At 67.6% G+C, this 18,593-nt stretch carries 17 protein-coding genes; 16 read left to right on the top strand and 1 reads right to left on the bottom strand.

Annotation, left to right across the window (positions count from 1 at the left end; genetic code table 11):
* Window positions 1-2: 2 nt before the first annotated feature.
* The 4 genes from FHR97_RS06200 (at window position 3) to FHR97_RS06215 (ending at window position 3,424) form a co-directional block, all read left to right on the top strand.
* Window positions 3-1,445, top strand: a complete 1,443-nt coding sequence (locus tag FHR97_RS06200; RefSeq protein ID WP_183382885.1) for an NAD(P)(+) transhydrogenase (Re/Si-specific) subunit beta — start codon at window positions 3-5, stop codon at window positions 1,443-1,445.
* Window positions 1,446-1,549: 104 nt separating this feature from the next.
* Window positions 1,550-2,617: an NAD(P)H-dependent glycerol-3-phosphate dehydrogenase gene (locus FHR97_RS06205; protein ID WP_183382886.1), complete on the top strand. Its 1,068-nt coding sequence runs from the start codon at window positions 1,550-1,552 to the stop codon at window positions 2,615-2,617.
* Window positions 2,610-3,107, top strand: coding sequence for a phosphohistidine phosphatase SixA (sixA, locus tag FHR97_RS06210; protein WP_183382887.1), 498 nt, complete (start codon window positions 2,610-2,612; stop codon window positions 3,105-3,107). Before FHR97_RS06205 ends, sixA begins: the two co-directional genes overlap by 8 nt.
* Window positions 3,104-3,424 (top strand): antibiotic biosynthesis monooxygenase, encoded by a 321-nt coding sequence (locus tag FHR97_RS06215; RefSeq protein ID WP_183382888.1) that lies wholly within the window; start codon window positions 3,104-3,106, stop codon window positions 3,422-3,424. Before sixA ends, FHR97_RS06215 begins: the two co-directional genes overlap by 4 nt.
* A gap of 74 nt (window positions 3,425-3,498) precedes the next feature.
* Here the strand turns inward: FHR97_RS06215 and FHR97_RS06220 are convergent, their stop codons facing one another.
* Complete coding sequence (locus FHR97_RS06220; RefSeq protein ID WP_183382889.1) at window positions 3,499-4,461, bottom strand: AEC family transporter; 963 nt, start codon at window positions 4,459-4,461, stop codon at window positions 3,499-3,501.
* Between the two features lie 226 nt (window positions 4,462-4,687).
* On the opposite strand from FHR97_RS06220, the gene kdgD reads away from it, so the two are divergent.
* The 12 genes from kdgD (at window position 4,688) to FHR97_RS06280 (ending at window position 18,590) form a co-directional block, all read left to right on the top strand.
* Window positions 4,688-5,605 (top strand): 5-dehydro-4-deoxyglucarate dehydratase, encoded by a 918-nt coding sequence (gene kdgD / locus FHR97_RS06225; RefSeq protein WP_183382890.1) that lies wholly within the window; start codon window positions 4,688-4,690, stop codon window positions 5,603-5,605.
* Between the two features lie 47 nt (window positions 5,606-5,652).
* A complete protein-coding gene (locus FHR97_RS06230) occupies window positions 5,653-6,702 on the top strand; it encodes a type 2 periplasmic-binding domain-containing protein (RefSeq protein ID WP_183382891.1) in 1,050 nt (349 codons plus the stop codon).
* A gap of 116 nt (window positions 6,703-6,818) precedes the next feature.
* The gene (locus FHR97_RS06235; protein WP_246403796.1) at window positions 6,819-7,250 is read left to right on the top strand and encodes a tripartite tricarboxylate transporter TctB family protein; all 432 of its coding nucleotides are present in this window, start codon (window positions 6,819-6,821) and stop codon (window positions 7,248-7,250) included.
* 14 nt (window positions 7,251-7,264) lie between these two features.
* Window positions 7,265-8,776 (top strand): tripartite tricarboxylate transporter permease, encoded by a 1,512-nt coding sequence (locus FHR97_RS06240; protein WP_183382893.1) that lies wholly within the window; start codon window positions 7,265-7,267, stop codon window positions 8,774-8,776.
* A gap of 34 nt (window positions 8,777-8,810) precedes the next feature.
* Window positions 8,811-10,379, top strand: a complete 1,569-nt coding sequence (garD, locus tag FHR97_RS06245) for a galactarate dehydratase (RefSeq protein WP_183382894.1) — start codon at window positions 8,811-8,813, stop codon at window positions 10,377-10,379.
* A 43-nt stretch (window positions 10,380-10,422) separates the two neighbouring features.
* On the top strand, window positions 10,423-11,748 hold the full coding sequence (locus tag FHR97_RS06250) for an enolase C-terminal domain-like protein (RefSeq protein ID WP_183382895.1): 1,326 nt from the start codon (window positions 10,423-10,425) through the stop codon (window positions 11,746-11,748).
* A gap of 71 nt (window positions 11,749-11,819) precedes the next feature.
* Complete coding sequence (locus tag FHR97_RS06255) at window positions 11,820-13,397, top strand: aldehyde dehydrogenase (NADP(+)) (protein WP_183382896.1); 1,578 nt, start codon at window positions 11,820-11,822, stop codon at window positions 13,395-13,397.
* Between the two features lie 302 nt (window positions 13,398-13,699).
* Window positions 13,700-14,836 (top strand): mandelate racemase/muconate lactonizing enzyme family protein, encoded by a 1,137-nt coding sequence (locus FHR97_RS06260; protein ID WP_183382897.1) that lies wholly within the window; start codon window positions 13,700-13,702, stop codon window positions 14,834-14,836.
* Window positions 14,837-15,011: 175 nt separating this feature from the next.
* Window positions 15,012-15,809 carry an NAD-dependent epimerase/dehydratase family protein gene (locus FHR97_RS06265; RefSeq protein WP_183382898.1) on the top strand — a complete coding sequence of 266 codons (798 nt, stop codon included), beginning with the start codon at window positions 15,012-15,014 and terminating at the stop codon, window positions 15,807-15,809.
* 137 nt (window positions 15,810-15,946) lie between these two features.
* Window positions 15,947-16,681 carry a FadR/GntR family transcriptional regulator gene (locus FHR97_RS06270; RefSeq protein WP_183382899.1) on the top strand — a complete coding sequence of 245 codons (735 nt, stop codon included), beginning with the start codon at window positions 15,947-15,949 and terminating at the stop codon, window positions 16,679-16,681.
* Between the two features lie 242 nt (window positions 16,682-16,923).
* Window positions 16,924-17,736, top strand: coding sequence for an alpha/beta fold hydrolase (locus tag FHR97_RS06275; RefSeq protein ID WP_183382900.1), 813 nt, complete (start codon window positions 16,924-16,926; stop codon window positions 17,734-17,736).
* Window positions 17,733-18,590: an alpha/beta fold hydrolase gene (locus tag FHR97_RS06280; RefSeq protein ID WP_183382901.1), complete on the top strand. Its 858-nt coding sequence runs from the start codon at window positions 17,733-17,735 to the stop codon at window positions 18,588-18,590. Before FHR97_RS06275 ends, FHR97_RS06280 begins: the two co-directional genes overlap by 4 nt.
* Window positions 18,591-18,593: the final 3 nt, after the last annotated feature.

Below are 18,593 nucleotides of genomic sequence, written 5' to 3' on the forward strand. Positions count from 1 at the left end.
AGATGTTGGGACAAGGATTCGTATCTGCCGCCTCGATCGCGGCAAGCGTGCTGTTCATCCTCTCCCTGGGGGGACTGAGCAACCAGGAGAAGGCCAAGCGAGCCGTCTGGTACGGCATCATCGGCATGGCCGTGGGGGTGTTCTTCACCGCCTTCGGGCCGGGCATCGGCGGCTACTGGTGGATGGTGCCGATGATGATCATCGGGGCCGTCATCGGCGCCTACGTGGCCAAGAAGGTCGAGATGACCGAGATGCCGCAGCTGGTGGCGGCGCTGCACAGCTTCGTCGGCCTGGCGGCGGTGTTCGTCGGCTTCAACGCCGATCTCGAGCGTCGCCGCGTGCTGGCCAGCCAGCTCGCCGAGCAGGGCGCCGAGGGCTTCTCGGCCTTCGCCGCCCTGGTGGCGCACAAGACGCCGGCCGAGCTGACCTTCCTGCAGATCGAGGTGGTGCTGGGCGTGTTCATCGGCGCGGTGACCTTCACCGGCTCGGTGATCGCCTTCGGCAAGCTGGCCGGCAAGGTCGACGGCAAGCCACGTCAGCTGCCCGGCGGCCACCTGCTCAATGCCGCCGCGGCCGGCCTGTCGGTGGTGCTGGCGATGCTCTACCTCAACGGCGCCGGCTTCTGGACCCTGCTGCTGCTGGCGGCCCTGGCCTTCTTCATCGGCTGGCACCTGATCATGGGCATCGGCGGCGCCGACATGCCGGTGGTGGTGTCGATGCTCAACAGCTACTCCGGCTGGGCGGCGGCGGCCATCGGCTTCACCCTGTCCAATGACCTGCTGATCGTCGTCGGTGCGCTGGTGGGTTCCTCCGGTGCCATCCTCTCCTACATCATGTGCAAGGCGATGAACCGCAACTTCGTCAACGTGATCCTGGGAGGCTTCGGCGGCAGCAAGGGCCCGGCCGCCGAGATCGAGGGCGAGCAGGTGGCCATCGACACCAACGGGGTGGCCAGCGCCCTGAACGACGCCGACAGCGTGATCATCGTGCCCGGCTACGGCATGGCGGTGGCTCAGGCCCAGAACGCGGTCAGCGAGCTGACCCGCAAGCTGCGCAGCGCCGGCAAGAACGTGCGCTTCGGTATCCACCCGGTGGCGGGGCGCCTGCCGGGGCACATGAACGTGCTGCTGGCCGAGGCCCGGGTGCCCTACGACATCGTCATGGAGATGGACGAGATCAACGACGACTTCGCCGAGACCGACGTGGTGATCGTCATCGGCTCCAACGACATCGTCAACCCGGCCGCCGAGGAGGACCCCAACAGCCCGATCGCCGGCATGCCGGTGCTGAAGGTCTGGGAGGCCAAGCAGGTGTTCGTCTGCAAGCGCGGCCAGGGGACCGGCTACTCGGGTATCGAGAACCCGCTGTTCTTCAAGGAGAACACCCGGATGCTCTACGGCGATGCCCGCAATAGCATCGACTCCCTGGTGCCGATGATCGACTGAACGCGACCGGGCCGGCGCGGCCGGCCCCACCGTTACCTACAAACGCCCCGACTCGGGGCGTTTTTCGTTACACTCCACGAACCAATCCACTTTCCGGGGCGACCATGTCCGATGATCGCAACAGGGTGGCGGTGCTCGGCGGCGGCAGCTTCGGCACCGCGCTGGCCAGCATCGCCGCCGACAATGGCTTCGCGGTACGCCAGTGGCTGCGCGACCCCGCGCTGGCGGCGCAGATCAACCGCGAACACCGTAACGGCCGCTACCTGCCGAACTACGCCATCAACCCCGCCGTCGAGGCCTCCACGGACCTCGGCGAGGTGCTCCCGGGCGCCGGCCTGGTGCTGGTGGCGATCCCCTCCGCGGCGTTCCGCGATGTGGTGCGCCAGGCACGGCCCTGGCTCGACGCCGAGCAGATCCTGGTCAGCACCACCAAGGGCATCCAGGAGGAGGGCTTCAAGCTGATGAGCCAGATCCTCGAGGAGGAGACCGGCTTCGTGCATATCGGCGTGCTGTCCGGGCCCAACCTGGCCTCCGAGGTCGCCGAGCGTCAGCTCACCGCCACCGTGATCGCCAGCCACGATCCGCTGACCCGTACCCGGGTGCAGACCGCGCTGGGCTGCGACTACTTCCGGGTCTATGCCAGCAACGATCGCTATGGCGTCGAACTGGGCGGCGCGCTGAAGAACCTCTATGCCATCGCCGCCGGCATGGCCGCGGCCCTGGGCATGGGCGAGAACACTCGCAGCATGCTGATGACCCGGGCGCTCGCCGAGATGAGCCGTTTCGCCGTCTCCCAGGGGGCCAATCCCATGACCTTCCTCGGCCTGGCGGGAGTGGGAGACCTGATCGTCACCTGTTCCTCACGGCTCTCGCGCAACTATCGGGTCGGCTTCGCGCTGGGCGAGGGGCGTACCCTGGACGAGGCCGTCGAGGCGCTGGGCCAGGTGGCCGAGGGCGTCAACACCGTGCGTCTGGTGCGCGACAAGGCGCGCCAGGAGGGCGTTTACATGCCGCTGGCCGAGGGGCTCTACCAGGTGCTCTTCGAGGGCGTGCCGGCCCGCCAGATGGCGCGCCTGCTGATGCAGGGCGAGCAGAGCAGCGACGTGGAGTTCGTGCTCTCCCGGGAGGACGTCCAGCAGGATCACCGGGAGACGGGAGGCCCCGATGGCTGAGCCGCTGCTGATCATGCGCCACGGGCAGGCCGGAGCCGGCAGCCCCGACCCGGACCGCCGGCTCACCGAGCGAGGCGAGCGCGAGGCGGCCCGCATGGGGGCCTGGCTGGCGGCCCGTCGCGACCTGGACCTGAGCCGGCTGCGCCTGCTGGCGAGTCCCTATCGGCGAGCCCGCCAGACCGCCGATAGGGTGGCCGAGGCCCTGGGCCTCGCGGTGGAGACGCTGCCGCTGATCACCCCGGACGACCCGCCCCAGGCCGTGGTCGACTGGCTGCTCGACCAGGCGGACGACCGGCCGCTGATGCTGGTCAGCCACATGCCGTTGGTGGGGTCGCTCACCGGGCTGCTGGTGGAGGGCCGTGCCGACCGCGGCCTTGGCTTTCCCACCGCCGCCATCGCCGAGCTTGCCGCCGAGGTGCGTGCCGCCGGCTGCGCCCGGCTGACTCGCGTCACCGCGCCTGCGGATATTGCCGGCCAGGAGGGAAGGTGAGCTATATCGTCAATAACCGCGTGTTCGTCAATCCCGGCTATGCCGACGAGTTCGAGGCCCGCTTCCGGGCTCGCGCCGGGGAGATCGACAAGCAGCCCGGGCTCAAAGCCATGCGCGTGCTGCGCCCCCAGGGCAACCAGGCACCCTACATGGTGGAGACGGAGTGGGAAAGCCAGGACGCCTTCCGCGCCTGGGTGGGCAGCGACGACTTCAAGCGTGCCCACGCCGACCCGTTGCCGGTGGAGGCCACCGCCGAGGGCGGCGGCCTCGAGCAGTTCGAGGTGGTCGAAGGGACCGTCGCCGGGGCGTCGCGATAATCGCTCGTCTTCACGCACGCCTCTGCCCGATCATCGACGGCGCCCATGGGGCGCCGTCGGTGTTGTCGGGGCCGCTAGATGAGCCCTGCGGCACGCAGCGCAAAGACCCCCAGGGTCACGGTGAGGCTGGCCATCAGCGTGGTCAGGGCGATGATATTGGCGGTGAGGATCTCGTCGCCGTCCATGGCCTTGGCCATGACGAAGGCCGCCGCCGCCGTGGGACTGGCGAAGAACAGGAACATCACGCCCAGCACCGGCCCGCTGAAGCCCGCCGCCAGGGCCAGCAGCGTCGCTAGCGCGGGCACGACCACCATCTTGGCCAGGCTGGCGCTCAGGGCGGTGCGATAGCCCTTCCTGAGGGCGCGTGTGGAGAGGGTGGCGCCGATGCAGATCAGCGCCAGGGGCAGGGTGAGCGAGGCGAAGTAATCGCCGGTGGTGGTGAGCCAGGGCGGCAGTGACACTTCATGCACGGCGAAGGGCGTGGCCACGACCACCGCCAGGATCAGCGGGTTGGTCAGGATGTGGCGGAAGATGCTGCGCCAGTCGATGCCCCTCGGCGCCCCTTCCTCGCGGGGCTGGTAGGCCGCCAGCACGATCACCGAGAGCACGTTGTAGCTCAGGATCACCACGCCGAGCAGCAGGCCGCCCAGCGACAGCCCCGCGTCGCCATACATGCCGGCGGCCAGGGCCAGGCCCACGATGCCGCAATTGCCGCGAAAGGCGCCCTGGACATAGACGCCGCGCAGTGGGCGTCGCACGCGCAGCATGGCCCAGCCCCAGACCGCGGCGAAGCTCGCCAGGGTGGCCAGGGCGAAGAAGCTCAGCATCCAGGGGTCGAGGGTCGCTGCCAGGTCGGCATCGGCCAGGGCGAAGAACAGCAGCGTCGGCAGGGTGGCGCGAAAGACCAGTCGGGAGGCGGTGTTGACGAAGGCCTGGTCGATCCAGCGCAGGCGCTTCAGGCCGATGCCGATGAAGACCATGGCGAACACCGGCAGGGTGATGTTCAGCGTCGAGAGAAAGATGTCGATCAATGACATTTGTGCGTCCTGAGGGGCCGTGGGCATCGCCGTGACGCCGGCAGGCCGAACGGCATTCGGCGGGTCCGGTGAAGGCATTGCCTCGGGGCAGTGCAACTTTAGTCTGAATCTACCATGGCGGCTCTTGTCAGTCTGGTGATGGGCGGCTAAGTTGTCATTTGTATGATGTATGACATGAGGGGCCGGAGTCCCTCGCGTTGCCCTAGACGAGCAAGAGGACGATCAGGTGAGCTTTACACGCGAAGATGTCAAGAAGGCGATCGGTGACGGGCTGCTGTCCTTCCCGGTCACCGATTTCGACGCTCAGGGGCGCTTCGATGCCGAGAGCTATCGCCGGCGGCTGGAGTGGTTCATCAGCCACGAGATCTCGGCGGTGTTCGTCGCCGGGGGGACCGGGGAGTTCTTCAACCTGTCCCAGGACGAGTTTCGCGAGATCGTGCGGCTGGCGGTCAAGACCGTCGACGGCAAGCTGCCGGTGATCGCCAGTGCGGGCCTCAGCGTGGCCGCCGGCAGTGCCTTCGCGCGTATCGCCGAGGAGGAGGGGGCCGATGGCATCCTGCTGATGCCGCCCTATCTGACCGAGTGTCCCCAGGACGGCCTGGTGGAGTATGCGCGCCGGATCTGCGATTCCACTTCCATCAGCGTCATCTACTACAATCGCGGCAACGGCATCATGCAGCCGGCGGCGGTGCAGCGCCTGGCCGATGCCTGCCCCAACCTGATCGGTCTCAAGGACGGCAAGGGCGACATGCAGGCCCTGAACCGGATCATCAAGACCGTCGGTGACCGCCTGGCCTACGTGGGCGGCGTGCCCACCGCCGAGATCATCGCCGAGGCCTATCTCGCGATGGGGGTGAACACCTACTCCAGCGCGGTGTTCAACTTCGTGCCGGACATGGCGGTGACCTTCTACAAGGCGCTGCGGGCCGGCGATACCGACACCGTGCGCCGCATCACCCGCGAGTTCTTCCTGCCCTTCGTCGAGCTGCGCGACCACAAGGCCGGCTATGCGGTCAGCCTGATCAAGGCCGGCGCCGAGATCATCGGGCGTCCCGCCGGCAGCGTTCGCGCGCCGCTCGAGATGCCCAGTGCCGAGGAGCGGGCTCGACTGGAAGCCCTGGTCGAAATCGCCAAAGGCATCTAAGCCTGTCCTTCACCCACCCTCAACAACGACAGCGAAGAGGTGAACCCATGAGCATGCCCAACGTTCCCAAGACCCTTGGAGCCTCCGTCCTGATGGTCGGCATGGCCTTCGGCAGCGCTGCCGCCTTGGCCGCCGATGGCCCCCTGCGCGGCAACGTCCGCGTGGTGATCGGCTCGACCTCGACCGGAGGCGACACCTACCAGAACTCCAGCATCGTCGTCGATGCCCTGGCCGAAAAGCTCGATCTCAACATGAAGGTGGATGCCGTCGGTGCCAGCTCGGCGTTCCGTTTCCTGGATCGCGATCCGCGCGGTAATACCCTGATGATCTTCCACGATCAGTCCTACCTCGGGTACCTGTACGGCGTCGAGGGGTATGACAATATCTTCGAGAAATACACCATCGGCCCGACTGTCGCCATCAACCCCGGCAACGCCTATCTGGTGCCCAAGGACTCTCCCTACGAGAACCTCGACCAGATCATCGCGGCGGTGGGCGACGGTGAAGAGGTGCGCGTGGCGATCCAGCCGGGCGGTGTCTCCGAGATCGGCTTCAGTGCCCTGAAGAATGCCATCGCCATCGAACACCCGGGAAGTGAAGACAACCTGGTGGCCGTCAATACCGGCTCCCAGGCGGACAAGAACCAGCAGCTCTTCGATGACCAGGCGGACCTGATCAACGGCACCGTGCAGGCCAACGAGCAGTATACTCGCCTGCCCGAGGACGATCAGAAGGCCATGCGCTTCGTGTGGCTGACCGCCCGCCAGAGCACCATCGAGGAGGCGCCGGAAGAGGGCCTGGGCCAGACCAGCCGCGAGCAGCTGCTGGAGTACGTCGAGCCCAACGTGACCGTCACCATGGGCGACGAGAACTTCACCTTCGATAAGGAATTCTTCTTCCTCTACAACAAGGACATGGATCCGGCGATCGTCGAGCAGATCGACGAGGCACTGACCGAGATCTATGCCGAGGGCGAGATCCAGCAAGTGCAGAAGAACTCCTTCTTCATCCCCAACTTCAAGCCGTCCGACGAAGCGGCGGAGTACCTGGAGAACAAGATGTCCGCCTACGAGGGCATCATCGAGAATATCCAGTAAGAGGTGGTCGCCGGCGGGAAACTCTCGCCGGCATGATCCGCCGTTGTTCAACCCCCGATAACGTCGAAAGGCTCGCTTGAACGAAAGCCTTTATCGGAGCCGCTATGGAATCAGGATTGACATCCCTGCTCAGTGTTTCGATCGATTTCGAGACCTCTCACTTGTTTTTTCCGCGCATTATCCATTGGCTGATGGGAGGGCTCTTCGCACTGGTTCTGGTGCTTAGGGTGTTGCCCTTCTTCGCCGCCGTCAGGCGAGGGGAAAGGACGCTGCCGATCCTGGGCGAGTCCATGGACAAGTTCCGTTTCTTCGGCTCCCTGGCGTTGATCGCCGGCTATTTCTACCTGATGGCGGTGGTCGGCAACCTCTTTCCCTACACGGGCTACGGCTTTCTGTTCGTCTCGATCGTCTTCGTTTTCCTGATGTCGCTGATGTACATGCACACCAGGACCACGCGTAAGGTCGTGACGGCCGCCATCAACGCCATCGTGGCGCCGAGCCTGGCGTGGTTCATCCTCGCCAAGCTGTTCCAGATCACCCTGCCGTAGCGGAGTCGTTCCCGATGCTGGACATACTGTCGTTACTCGATATCAGCTTCTTCCTGCTGGCGGCCCTGGGTGCCCTGATCGGCATCATCTTCGGGGCGATCCCCGGGATGACCGCCACCATGGCCGTGGCGGTGTGTCTGCCGCTCACCTACGCCCTGGGACTCCACCATGGCCTGGCGCTCCTGCTGGGGCTCTACGTGGGAGGGATCTCCGGTGGCATGGTGCCGGCCGTGCTGCTCAACATTCCCGGCACGCCATCCTCGATCACCACCACCTTCGACGGCTACCCCATGGCCCAGCGGGGCGAGGGCGAGCGCGCCCTGCGCGTCAGCGTGGTGGCCTCCGTAGTCGGAGGGCTGGTCAGTGCCGCCATTCTCTTTCTCTTTGCGCCGCTGCTGGCCGAGTTCTCGATCAAGTTCTCCTATGTGGAGAAGTTCCTGATCATCCTGCTGGCGCTGACCGTCATCGCCTCCATGTCGCGTAACATGCTGGTGGGTATCTTCAGCGGCGTGATCGGCATCTGGCTGAGCCTGATCGGCACCTACAGCATCTCGGACGGCGGCAACGGCAAGACGCGACTGATGTTCGACTTCCTCGAGCCGTACCTGTTCGAGGGCTTCTCCCTGCTGCCGGTGCTGATCGGCATCTTCGGCATCGCCACCATCCTGCTGGAGGCCGAAGACGGCGTGAAGAGCGGCCTGTCCGGCAAGGAGATCAAGATCGGCAAGGGCGGCGGCTTCTCCTTCGGCATCTTCAAGGGGCGGCTGACCAACCTGGTGCGTTCCTCCTTCATCGGCACCTTCGTCGGCATGTTGCCGGGGGTCGGGGGGAGTGCGGCCTCGGTGCTGGCCTACACCCAGGAGAAGAACCTGTCTCGGGACTCCAGCGAGATGGGCAAGGGGGCGCCCCAAGGACTGATCGCCTCGGAATCCGCCAACAATGCGCTGACCGGTGGCGCGCTGATCCCGCTGCTGTCGCTCGGCATCCCGGGGGACTCCACCACCGCGGTGCTGATCGGTGCCTTCACGCTGCAGGGCATCCAGGTCGGTCCCCTGTTCATCCCGGAGAATGCCGACACCTGGTACGTGATGATGACCGCCCTGGTGTTTGCCAATGTCGTGATGTTCTTCCTGATGTTCTATGCCATCAAGCACATCGCCAAGGTGGTACTGGTGCCCCAGTACATCCTCTATCCGATCATCGTGATGATGTGCGTGGTCGGCGCCTATGCCATCAACTACGGCATCATGTTCGACGTCTGGACCCTGCTGATCTTCGGCGTGCTGGGTTATCTGATCCAGAAGGTCGGTCTCGAGGTGGCGCCGCTGATCATCGGCTTCATCCTCGGTGGCCAGGCGGAGGTCTACTTCGTCAAGAGCCTGGAGTCCTTCGGCACCTACTCGATCTTCTTCACCAAGAGCCCCATCGCCGTGGTGCTCTGGCTGTTGATCGCCGCCTCGGTGGCCTTCTCCGTGGCGATGGGGCTGAAGAGCCATGTCAAGCGTCGCCTGGAGACTTCCCAATGAGTTCCGCCTACCTGAACGTACGCGAGGTGCACGCATGACACAGCCGAAGCCGACTCCTCGGCTGATCCGGATCCACCCCCGGGACAACGTCGCCGTCGTCGTCGGCCAGGGAGGCCTGGCCGCCGGTGAGCGCCTCGACGACGGGATCGAGCTCCAGGCGACCATTCCCCAGGGGCACAAGGTCGCGCTGGTGGCGCTGGCGGAAGGCGATGAGGTGATCCGCTACGGCGAGGTCATCGGCACGGCCGCCACGCCCATCCCCCGGGGCGGCCATGTGAACGAGACCAATCTGCACATGCCGACCCCGCCGGCCCTGGAGGATCTGCCGCTGGCGACGCGTCCGGCGCCGCCGGCGGAGCCGCTGGAAGGGTACACCTTCGAGGGCTTCCGCAATGCCGACGGCAGCGTCGGCACCAAGAACGTGCTCGGCATCACCACCAGCGTGCAGTGCGTGGCGGGCACCGTCGATCATGTGGTCCAGCGCATCAAGCGCGAGCTGCTGCCGGGCTTCCCCAACGTCGACGACGTGGTGGGGCTCAACCACAGCTATGGCTGCGGCGTGGCGATCAATGCCCCGGCCGCGGTGGTGCCCATTCGCACCCTCAAGAACCTGGCCCTGAACCCCAACTTCGGCAACGAGGTGATGGTCATCGGGCTCGGCTGCGAGAAACTGCAGCCCTCGACGCTGGTCGAGGATCGTCCGGTGAGGGTCTACGAGAATACCGAGGCCGCCGATCCCGAGGCCAACGTGCTGAGCCTGCAGGACGAGTCCTTCGTGGGTTTCGGCGAGATGATCGAGGGCATCATGGCCATGGCCGAGCGCCATCTCGAACGCCTCGATCGGCGGCGTCGCGAGACCTGCCCGGTGTCCGACCTGGTGGTGGGCATGCAGTGCGGCGGTAGCGATGCCTTCTCCGGGCTGACCGCCAACCCGGCGGTGGGCTTCGCCACCGACCTGATCGTGCGCGCCGGGGGCAGCGTGATGTTCTCCGAGGTCACCGAGGTGCGCGATGCCATCCACCTGCTGACGCCCCGGGCCGTGGACCCTGAGGTCGGCCAGGCGCTGGTCGACCAGATGGCCTGGTACGACGACTACCTGTCCCAGGGCCAGGCGGATCGCAGCGCGAACACCTCGCCCGGCAACAAGAAGGGGGGGCTCTCCAACATCGTCGAGAAGGCGCTGGGCTCGGTGATCAAGTCCGGCAACTCGCCGATCGTCGATGTCATCGGCCCGGGCGAGCGGCTGCGCAAGCGTGGCCTGACCTTCGCCGCCACCCCGGCCAGCGACTTCATCTGCGGCACCCTCCAGGCCGCCGCGGGCATGAACCTGCAGGTCTTCACCACCGGGCGCGGCACGCCCTACAACCTGCCGATGACCCCGGTGATCAAGGTCTCGAGCAACTCCGCCCTGGGACAACGCTGGCACGACCTGATCGACCTCGACGCCGGGCGCATCGCCACCGGCGAGGCGTCCATCGAGGATCTGGGCTGGGAGCTGTTCCAGCTGATTCTCGAAGTGGCCAGTGGCCGTCGCCGAGTCGCCGCCGACCGGCTGGGCCTTTCCAACGATCTGGTGCTGTTCAATCCCGCGCCGGTGACCTGAACCCCTTTCGATTGTTCTTTCGACCGTTACAAGAGGCAATGCCATGTTTCCCAAGATCACCAGGATGAACATCGTGCCGGTCGCCGGCGAGGACGGTTTCCTGCTCAACCTGAGCGGCGGCCATGCGCCCTGGTTCATCCGCTGCGTGCTGGTGCTGGAAGACGAGTCCGGCAACCGCGGGGTCGGCGAGATTCCCTCCAGCGAAGGCATCCTGACGGGGCTCGAGAAGTGCCGGGGGCTGGTGGAGGGCGCCCGGGTCAACGAGGTCAAGCAGGTGCTTAGCCGGGCCCGGGACCTGCTGGCCCAGGGAGGACCGGAGGAGCGAGGGCGCCAGACCTTCGACCTGCGGGTGGCGGTCCACGTCATCACCGCCATCGAGTCGGCATTGTTCGACCTCTTCGGCCAGGCGCTGGGCATGCCGGTGGCCGACCTGCTGGGCCAGTACGGTCGCCAGCGCGACGAGGTCGAGGCCCTGGGCTACCTGTTCCTGCTCGGCGACCCGGACAAGACCGACCTGCCGTATCCCAGGGTGACCGACCCGGTCGATGCCTGGGACGAGGTGCGCTACCGCGAAGCCATGACGCCCGAGGCCGTCGCCAACCTGGCCAAGGCCGCCTTTGATCGCTACGGCTTCAAGGACTTCAAGCTCAAGGGCGGCGTGCTGCGCGGCGAGGAAGAGGCCGACTGCATCCGCGCGCTGCACGAGGCCTTCCCCGAGGCGCGCCTGACCCTCGACCCCAACGGCGCCTGGAAGCTGGACGAGGCCGTGCGGGTGCTGGAGCCGATCAAGCACCTGCTCAGCTACGCCGAGGATCCCTGTGGTCAGGAGGGCGGTTTCTCCGGCCGCGAGACCATGGCGGAATTCAAGAAGCGCACCGGCCTGCCCACCGCCACCAACATGATCGCCACCGACTACAAGCAGCTGCAGCTGGCCGTACAGCTCAACGCGGTGGATATCCCGCTGGCCGACTGCCACTTCTGGACCATGCAGGGCGCCGTGGCCGTGGGCGAGCTGTGCCACGAGTGGGGCATGACCTGGGGCTCGCACAGCAACAACCACTTCGACATCTCGCTGGCGATGATGACCCACGTGGCCGCGGCCTGCCCGGGCGAGATCACCGCCATCGACACCCACTGGATCTGGCAGGACGGCCAGCGCATCACCAGGGAGCCGTTCAAGATCCAGGGCGGCAAGCTGAAGGTGCCGACCACACCGGGGCTCGGCGTCGAACTCGACGACGACAAGCTCATGGAGGCGCACCAGAAGTACCAGCGCCTCGACGTGACCCAGCGCGACGACGCCGTGGCCATGCAGTACCTGATCCAGGGCTGGGAGTTCGATCCCAAGCGTCCCGCCCTGGTTCGTTGAGGCTTCTCGGCCGCCACATTCTAACCCCAAGCGACGCCGACACTGGTGTCGCGCCAATGAGGAGACGCCCGATGATTTTGGAAGGCAAGCAATTGATCGGTGCCCAGGCCGTTACGGCCCAGGGCAGCCCCATCCACGCGGTTAACCCGGCCACCGACGAGCGTCTGGAGCCGGCCTATGCCGCGGGCGGCAAGCCCGAGGTCGAGAAAGCCTGCGAGCTGGCCTGGGCGGCCTTCGCGACCTACCGGGAGAGCGGTCTCGAGGAACGCGCCCGTTTCCTGGAGACCGTGGCCGAGGAGATCGAGGCCATCGGCGATGCGCTGATCGAGCGCGGCATGGCCGAGTCCGGCCTGCCCCGGGCGCGGCTGGAGGGCGAGCGCGGCCGTACCTGCGGCCAGCTGCGCCTGTTCGCCAATGTCGTGCGCGCCGGCGAATGGCTGGACGTGCGCCTCGACCCGGCGCTGCCCGAGCGGGCGCCGATGCCGCGGGTCGACCTGCGCCAGCGCCATATCGCCCTGGGCCCGGTGGCGGTGTTCGGCGCCTCCAACTTCCCGCTGGCCTTCTCGGTGGCCGGCGGCGACACCGCCTCGGCGCTGGCCGCCGGCTGCCCGGTGGTGGTCAAGGCGCACGCCGCCCACCCCGGCACCTCCGAGCTGGTGGGCCGCGCCGTGCAGCGCGCCGTGGCCAGGTGCGAGCTGCCCGAGGGCGTGTTCTCGCTGCTCTACAGCGCCGGCCGCGAGCTGGGCCAGGCGCTGGTGCGCGATGCGCGCATCAAGGCTGTGGGCTTCACCGGCTCGCGCGGCGGCGGCACGGCGCTGCTGAAGGCGGCCCAGGCGCGCCCCGAGCCGATCCCGGTCTACGCCGAGATGAGCTCGATCAACCCGGTATTTCTGCTGCCCGAGGCGCTGGCCGCCCGCGGCCAGGCACTCGGCGAGGCCTTCGTTGGCTCGCTGACCCTGGGCGCCGGCCAGTTCTGCACCAACCCGGGCCTGGTGATCGGCGTCAAGGGCGAGGGCCTGGATGCCTTCGTGGCCGCCGCCGGCGAGGCGGTGAAGGGCGCCGCGGCCCAGACCATGCTGACCCCGGGCATCCATGACGCCTACACCCAGGGCGTCGATGGCCTGGTGGCCAGCAACAAGGCCCGCGAGGTGGCCCGCGGCCCGGCCGGCGAGGGCCCCCACGCCTGCCAGGCCGGGCTGTTCGTGGCCTCGGCCGAGGACTTCCTGCGTGAGGAGGCGCTGCAGGCCGAGGTCTTCGGCGCCACCTCCCTGGTGGTCGAGTGTGCCGACCAGGAGGAGGTGAAGCGCGTGGCCGAGCACCTGGAAGGCCAACTGACCGCCACCCTGCAGATGGACGACGGCGACCTGGAGACCGCCCGCGGCCTGCTGCCGATCCTCGAGCGCCGCGCCGGCCGGGTGATGGCCAACGGCTGGCCCACCGGCGTCGAGGTGTGCCACGCCATGGTCCACGGCGGCCCTTATCCTGCCACCTCGGACAGCCGCACCACCTCGGTGGGCAGCGCGGCGATCCACCGCTTCCTGCGCCCGGTGTGCTACCAGAACCTGCCCCAGGGCCTGCTGCCCGAGGCACTGCGTGACGGCAACCCGGCCGGCGTCAGCCGCCTGGTCGACGGCAAGCGCGAGGCCTGAGGCAAGACGTTCAGATTGGCAAGCAGTAAGCATTTGGCGGCCTTCGGCCGCCTTTTTTATGGTGCCTCGCAAGGCCCGCTCCCGACCGAGGTGCCCGTCGCGCAAGGTCGTCAGAGGGGGAAAGCCGGTAGCCAGCGTCCCCCGCAGGAAGCCAGTAGTGGTCGCCGGGATCAGCTGCAGCGAGAACTCGAGCTGTGCCCCAGGCGCATGTAGCCAAGCGGCAGCTCTGGAACCGCGTCACTGCTGTGGCCAGCTATCTTCCAGTAAGGCTCCCACGCACATCGGTCAGGCAGGACCCAACGATGAAGATCGAACACGTGCTTACGCACCTTCTGGACTACCAGCTCGACGAGGCCTTCGAGAGCGCCTCGATGCGCTTCGAGCGGCGCCGGCACTGCCTGGTCGAGATCGTCTGCGACGACGGCACCGTGGGCTGGGGGGAGTGCCTGGGCCCGGCCAAGGCCAACGCCACGATCGTGGGGCTCTATGCCGGTGCCCTGATCGGGGCCAATCCGCTGGAGACCGAGAAGCTCTGGCTGGAGCTCTACAACCGGTTGCGCGATCAGGGGCAACGGGGCCTGACCATGACCGCCCTGAGCGGCATCGACATCGCGCTCTGGGACATCAAGGGCAAGTGCTACGGCGCCCCGGTCAGCGAACTGCTCGGCGGGCGCTTCCGCGAGGAGGTGCGGGCCTATGCCACCGGCTCGTTCCGCCGCGACAGGGGGGACCGGGTCCAGGACGTCGCCGAGGAAGTGGCCGGCTATGCCCGGGAGGGCTTCCATGGCGTCAAGATCAAGATCGGCTTCGACGTCGAGGAGGACCTGCGCGCCATCGCCGCCGTCCGCGAGGCCATCGGCCCCGAACGGCGGTTGATGATCGATGCCAACCATGGCTACGACCTGCTCGAGGCGATCGAGGTCGGCAAGCGGGCCGCGCCCTTCGGGATCGACTGGTTCGAGGAGCCGGTACTGCCCGAGCAGATCGACACCTATCGTGCCGTGCGCCAGGGGCAGCCGATCCCCGTCGCCGGCGGCGAGAACTGGCACGGGCGCTACGCGATGCTCGAGCCGCTGTCGACGCGGGCGGTGGACATCGTCCAGCCCGACGTCTGCGGTGTGGGCGGCTTCAGCGAGATCCGCCGCGTCGCCGACATGGCGGCGATGTGCGGGGTGCGCCTGGTCCCGCATGTCTGGGGCACGGCGGTGTGCATCGCCGCCAGCCTGCAGTTCATGGCGGCTCTGCCGCCCGATCCGCCGCGCCGGCGTCCGATCGAGCCGATCCTGGAGTTCGACCGCACCAAGAACCCCTTCCGCCAGGCCGTGGTCGAGACGCCGATCGCGCACCGGAAGGGTGTCATTCGCATCCCCGATGGGCCGGGGCTGGGCATCACCATCGACCGTGATGCCCTGCAAAAGTATGCGCTGAAGGAGGCGTGATGGTGTCCGAGGTTCCCGCCAACATCCGCCCCCTGCAGGGGGCATCGTCGGCGCGTCAGCCACCCCTGGAGGGCGACCGACGGGCATATCCAGGTCGAACCTGGCGGGCCCATCATTCCCCAATGCCCTGAGGCGCTTGGACGCAGGGGCCCTCGATATCGAAGGAGATAACGTGATGCTGAATCGGATTCTGGTCACCGGCGCCGCCGGTGGCGTGGGCAAGGCCATCCGTCCCCATCTCGCGTGTCTCGCCCATCGGGTGAGGCTGTCGGACGTTGCCGACCTGGGCGAGGCGGCCGAGCACGAGGAGATCGTGCCTTGCGACCTGGCCGATGCCCGGGCGGTCAACGCCCTGGTGGCGGATTGCCGCGGCGTCGTCCACCTGGGCGGCGTATCGGTGGAGAAGCCTTGGGAGGGAATCCTCCAGTCGAACATCATCGGGGTCTACAACCTCTATGAGGCGGCGCGCCACCTGGGCAAGCCGCGCATCGTGTTCGCCAGCTCGAACCACACCATCGGCTTCTATCCGCGCACCACCCGGATCGACACTCGGGTGCCGCACCGTCCCGACTCCCTCTACGGGGTCTCGAAGTGCTTCGGCGAGGACCTGGCCAGCCTCTATCACGACAAGTTCGGCGTCGAGACGCTGAGCGTGCGCATCGGCTCGTGCTTTCCCAAGCCGGCGGATACCCGCATGCTGGCAACCTGGCTGAGCGTCGAGGACTTCGTCGCCCTGCTCGAGCGCGCCTTCGTGGCCCCCAAGCTGGACCACACCGTGGTCTACGGGGCCTCGGCCAATGCCGAGAGCTGGTGGGACAACAGCCCAGCGGCGTTTCTCGGCTGGGTGCCCCGCGACAGCTCCGAACCGTGGCGGGCCGAGGTCGAGGCCGAGGCGGGCCCCATCGACCCGGACGACCCCGCGGTCGTGTATCAGGGGGGCAAGTTCGTGGCTCTCGGGCATCCCGATGACTGAACGTCGACGCCTGCCCCGGAGGCCGGGCAGGTTCATGTGAAGACTTGTAGTGTGATGTATTATTAATAGCCGACGGTGTGCCTGTCTGCCGTCGGTGCATGGCAGTATTGATGGAATGGATGGCAAAGGGGGCTGATATGGCGATATCGAGTTCGTGGGAGGTCCAGCGCGTCAACCGTGCGGGCAGCCTGTCCCAGGCGGTCGTGGAGCAGCTCGAGCGCCGTATTGCGTCCGGGGAGGTGCCGGTGGGCAGCAAGTTGCCCACCGAGAGTGAGCTGTGCGAGGTCTTCGGGGTCAGTCGCACGGTGGTGCGCGAGGCCATCACCCACCTCAAGTCGCTGGGGCTGGTCGAGACCCGGCGCGGCGTCGGCACGACGGTGCTGCGCAACGACACGGCCGAGCCGCGACCTGCCGTGCACATCAGTCCCCGGACCGTGGAGGATATCCTGGAGGTCCTGGAGCTGCGCCTGACCCTGGAGCCCCCGGCGGCCGAGCTGGCCGCCCTGCGGCACGACGACGAGGACCGCAAGCGCCTGGAGGCCCGGCATGCCGAGTTCGTCCAGGCCCAGGCGGAGAAGTCACAGGCGCGCCGCGAGGATTTCGCCTTCCATCATGCGATCATCAAGGCCACCCACAACGCCTGCTTCGATCGTCTCTACGAACCCTTGAGCGACAGCATCATCCCCCGTGCCAAGCTGCTCAGTATCGATATCGATCCTCGCTCCACGGCGCGTTACCTCGAGCTGGTGCATGAGGAGCACACCCGGATCCTGGAGGCCATCCTCGAGCGGGATGGCCCGGCGGCCCGGGCGGCGATGCAGCAGCATCTCGAGCGCTCCCGCGATATGTACGCCCGCTATCGGGATGCCTGAGCACCGCGACGGGCGCGACGCCTCTCGATGGCCCTCAGCGGGCGACCCACAGGCCGACGGCGACGGCGGCGATCACGGTGAGAAAGAAGATGCGGTTGCGGGCGCGGGTATCGCGGGGCGGCTTGTGGGAGGACACGCGAGACTCCGTTGAGCGGGTGGCGGAAAGACGACTTGGCGGCCCATGGTATCCCCGTTAGCCTGCTACCACCACTCGCGGCCTTCTGCCTCAACCGGATGATGCCATGCGCCGAACCGACACCCCCGTCCCCCTCCCACTGGTCTTCGCCCATGCCAACGGCTTCCCGGGCCAGAGCTACCGCAATTTCCTGTCGCCGCTGGCCGTGCGGTTCGATCTCCAGCCGCTGGACCGTCTCGGTCATCATCCCGACTTTCCGGTGGGCCATAACTGGCTGGCGCTGCGTGACGAACTGCTCGAGCACCTGGCTCGCTTCGACACTCCGGTGATCGGTGTCGGCCACTCCATGGGCGGGGTGCTGATGGCCATGGCCGCGGAGCGGATACCGGCGCGTTTCCACTGCGTGGTGATGCTCGACCCGCCGCTCATGCTGGGGTTCGATGCCCTGGCGATGAAGGCCGCCAAGCGGCTGGGCTTCGTCGACCAGCTCACCCCGGCGGGGCGCACCCTGGGGCGGCGCGACAACTGGCCGGATCGCCAGGCCATGCGCAACTACCTGCGACGCCGGGGGCTGTTCCGGCGCTTCACCGACCAGGCCCTCGACGACTACGTGGATGGCGGTAGCCGTGAGCTCGACGATGGCCGGGTGGTGCTGCTCTACGACCCCGACATCGAGGTGGCGGTCTTCCGCCACTTGCCCGACCACCTGGACGACCTGCCCAACCGGGTGCATGTCCCCCTGGGGGTACTCGCGGGCAGCGAGTCCGACGTGCTCACCGCGCGTCGCCGGCGCCGGCTGCGGCGACGCGGGGTACGCCTCGCCAAGGTCCCCGGGGGGCACATGTTTCCCATGGAGCAGCCCGAGGCGACCCGCCAGGCGCTGCTCTTGATGCTCGACACGCTGCTGGAGGTGCCGTGACCACTCCCCGCCCGCTGGACCTCGCCGAGGGGCGTCTGGCCGGCTTGGCCTGGGGCGAGGCGGGCGCCCCCATCTGGCTGGCGTTGCATGGCTGGCTCGACAATGCCGCCAGCTTCTCGCGACTGGCGCCACGCCTGGTTGAGGCACTGGGCATCCGGATCGTGGCGCTGGACTTCGCCGGCCACGGCCAGTCTCGGCATCTCGCCGGCGACTATGCGCTCTGGGACTATTGCCACGATGTCCTCGACGCCCTGGACGCTCTTGGCCTCGAGCGCGCGCCGCTGCTGGCGCATTCGATGGGCGCCGGCGTGGCCTGCCTGCTCGCCGCCGCGCTGCCCGAGCGGGTCGCCTCACTGACGCTGATCGATGGCCTGGGGGCGCTGACCACCGAGGCGGCCGCCGCCCCCGGGCAATTGCGCAAGGGGCTGCGTGCCCATCGTCGCGCCCTCTCGACGCCACCGCGCTATCCTGATGAGAAGAGCGCCGTGGCGTCCCGGGTGGCCGGCGGGGCCACGCCCATCGACGGCGAGACGGCGCGCCCGCTGGTGCGGCGCAGCCTCGTCGGGGAGCCGGATGGCCACTGCCGCCTGAGATCGGATCCGCGCTTGCTGAGGCCCTCGCCGGTGCGTTTCACGCCGGAGCAGGCGATGGCGATGCTGGAGGCGATTCGCTGCCCGGTGCTGCTGGTGGAGGGCGAGGGCGGCATCCTCGCCGGCCGTCCGGGGGCCGCGTCCGCCCGGCGGGCCATCGCCGGGCTGCGACGCCGGGTCCTGCCGGGTGGGCACCATCTTCACCTGGAGCCGGGCGCGGTGGGGGCGGTGGCCGAGGCGATCGTGGCCTGGTTCCGCGACTGACAG

Source organism: Halomonas stenophila (assembly GCF_014192275.1).
GTDB classification, from domain to species: Bacteria; Pseudomonadota; Gammaproteobacteria; order Pseudomonadales; family Halomonadaceae; genus Halomonas; species Halomonas stenophila.

Excerpts from the sequence above, each read along its gene's own strand:
- FHR97_RS06200 (WP_183382885.1), top strand. The coding sequence starts at position 3 with ATGTTGGGACAAGGATTCGTATCTGCCGCCTCGATCGCGGCAAGCGTG.
- FHR97_RS06260 (WP_183382897.1), top strand. The coding sequence starts at position 13,700 with ATGAAGATCGAACACGTGCTTACGCACCTTCTGGACTACCAGCTCGAC.
- FHR97_RS06250 (WP_183382895.1), top strand. The coding sequence starts at position 10,423 with ATGTTTCCCAAGATCACCAGGATGAACATCGTGCCGGTCGCCGGCGAG.
- FHR97_RS06230 (WP_183382891.1), top strand. The coding sequence starts at position 5,653 with ATGAGCATGCCCAACGTTCCCAAGACCCTTGGAGCCTCCGTCCTGATG.
- FHR97_RS06205 (WP_183382886.1), top strand. The coding sequence starts at position 1,550 with ATGTCCGATGATCGCAACAGGGTGGCGGTGCTCGGCGGCGGCAGCTTC.
- FHR97_RS06265 (WP_183382898.1), top strand. The coding sequence starts at position 15,012 with ATGCTGAATCGGATTCTGGTCACCGGCGCCGCCGGTGGCGTGGGCAAG.
- FHR97_RS06270 (WP_183382899.1), top strand. The coding sequence starts at position 15,947 with ATGGCGATATCGAGTTCGTGGGAGGTCCAGCGCGTCAACCGTGCGGGC.
- FHR97_RS06240 (WP_183382893.1), top strand. The coding sequence starts at position 7,265 with ATGCTGGACATACTGTCGTTACTCGATATCAGCTTCTTCCTGCTGGCG.
- sixA (WP_183382887.1), top strand. The coding sequence starts at position 2,610 with ATGGCTGAGCCGCTGCTGATCATGCGCCACGGGCAGGCCGGAGCCGGC.
- FHR97_RS06255 (WP_183382896.1), top strand. The coding sequence starts at position 11,820 with ATGATTTTGGAAGGCAAGCAATTGATCGGTGCCCAGGCCGTTACGGCC.
- FHR97_RS06275 (WP_183382900.1), top strand. The coding sequence starts at position 16,924 with ATGCGCCGAACCGACACCCCCGTCCCCCTCCCACTGGTCTTCGCCCAT.
- FHR97_RS06220 (WP_183382889.1), bottom strand. The coding sequence starts at position 4,461 with ATGTCATTGATCGACATCTTTCTCTCGACGCTGAACATCACCCTGCCG.
- garD (WP_183382894.1), top strand. The coding sequence starts at position 8,811 with ATGACACAGCCGAAGCCGACTCCTCGGCTGATCCGGATCCACCCCCGG.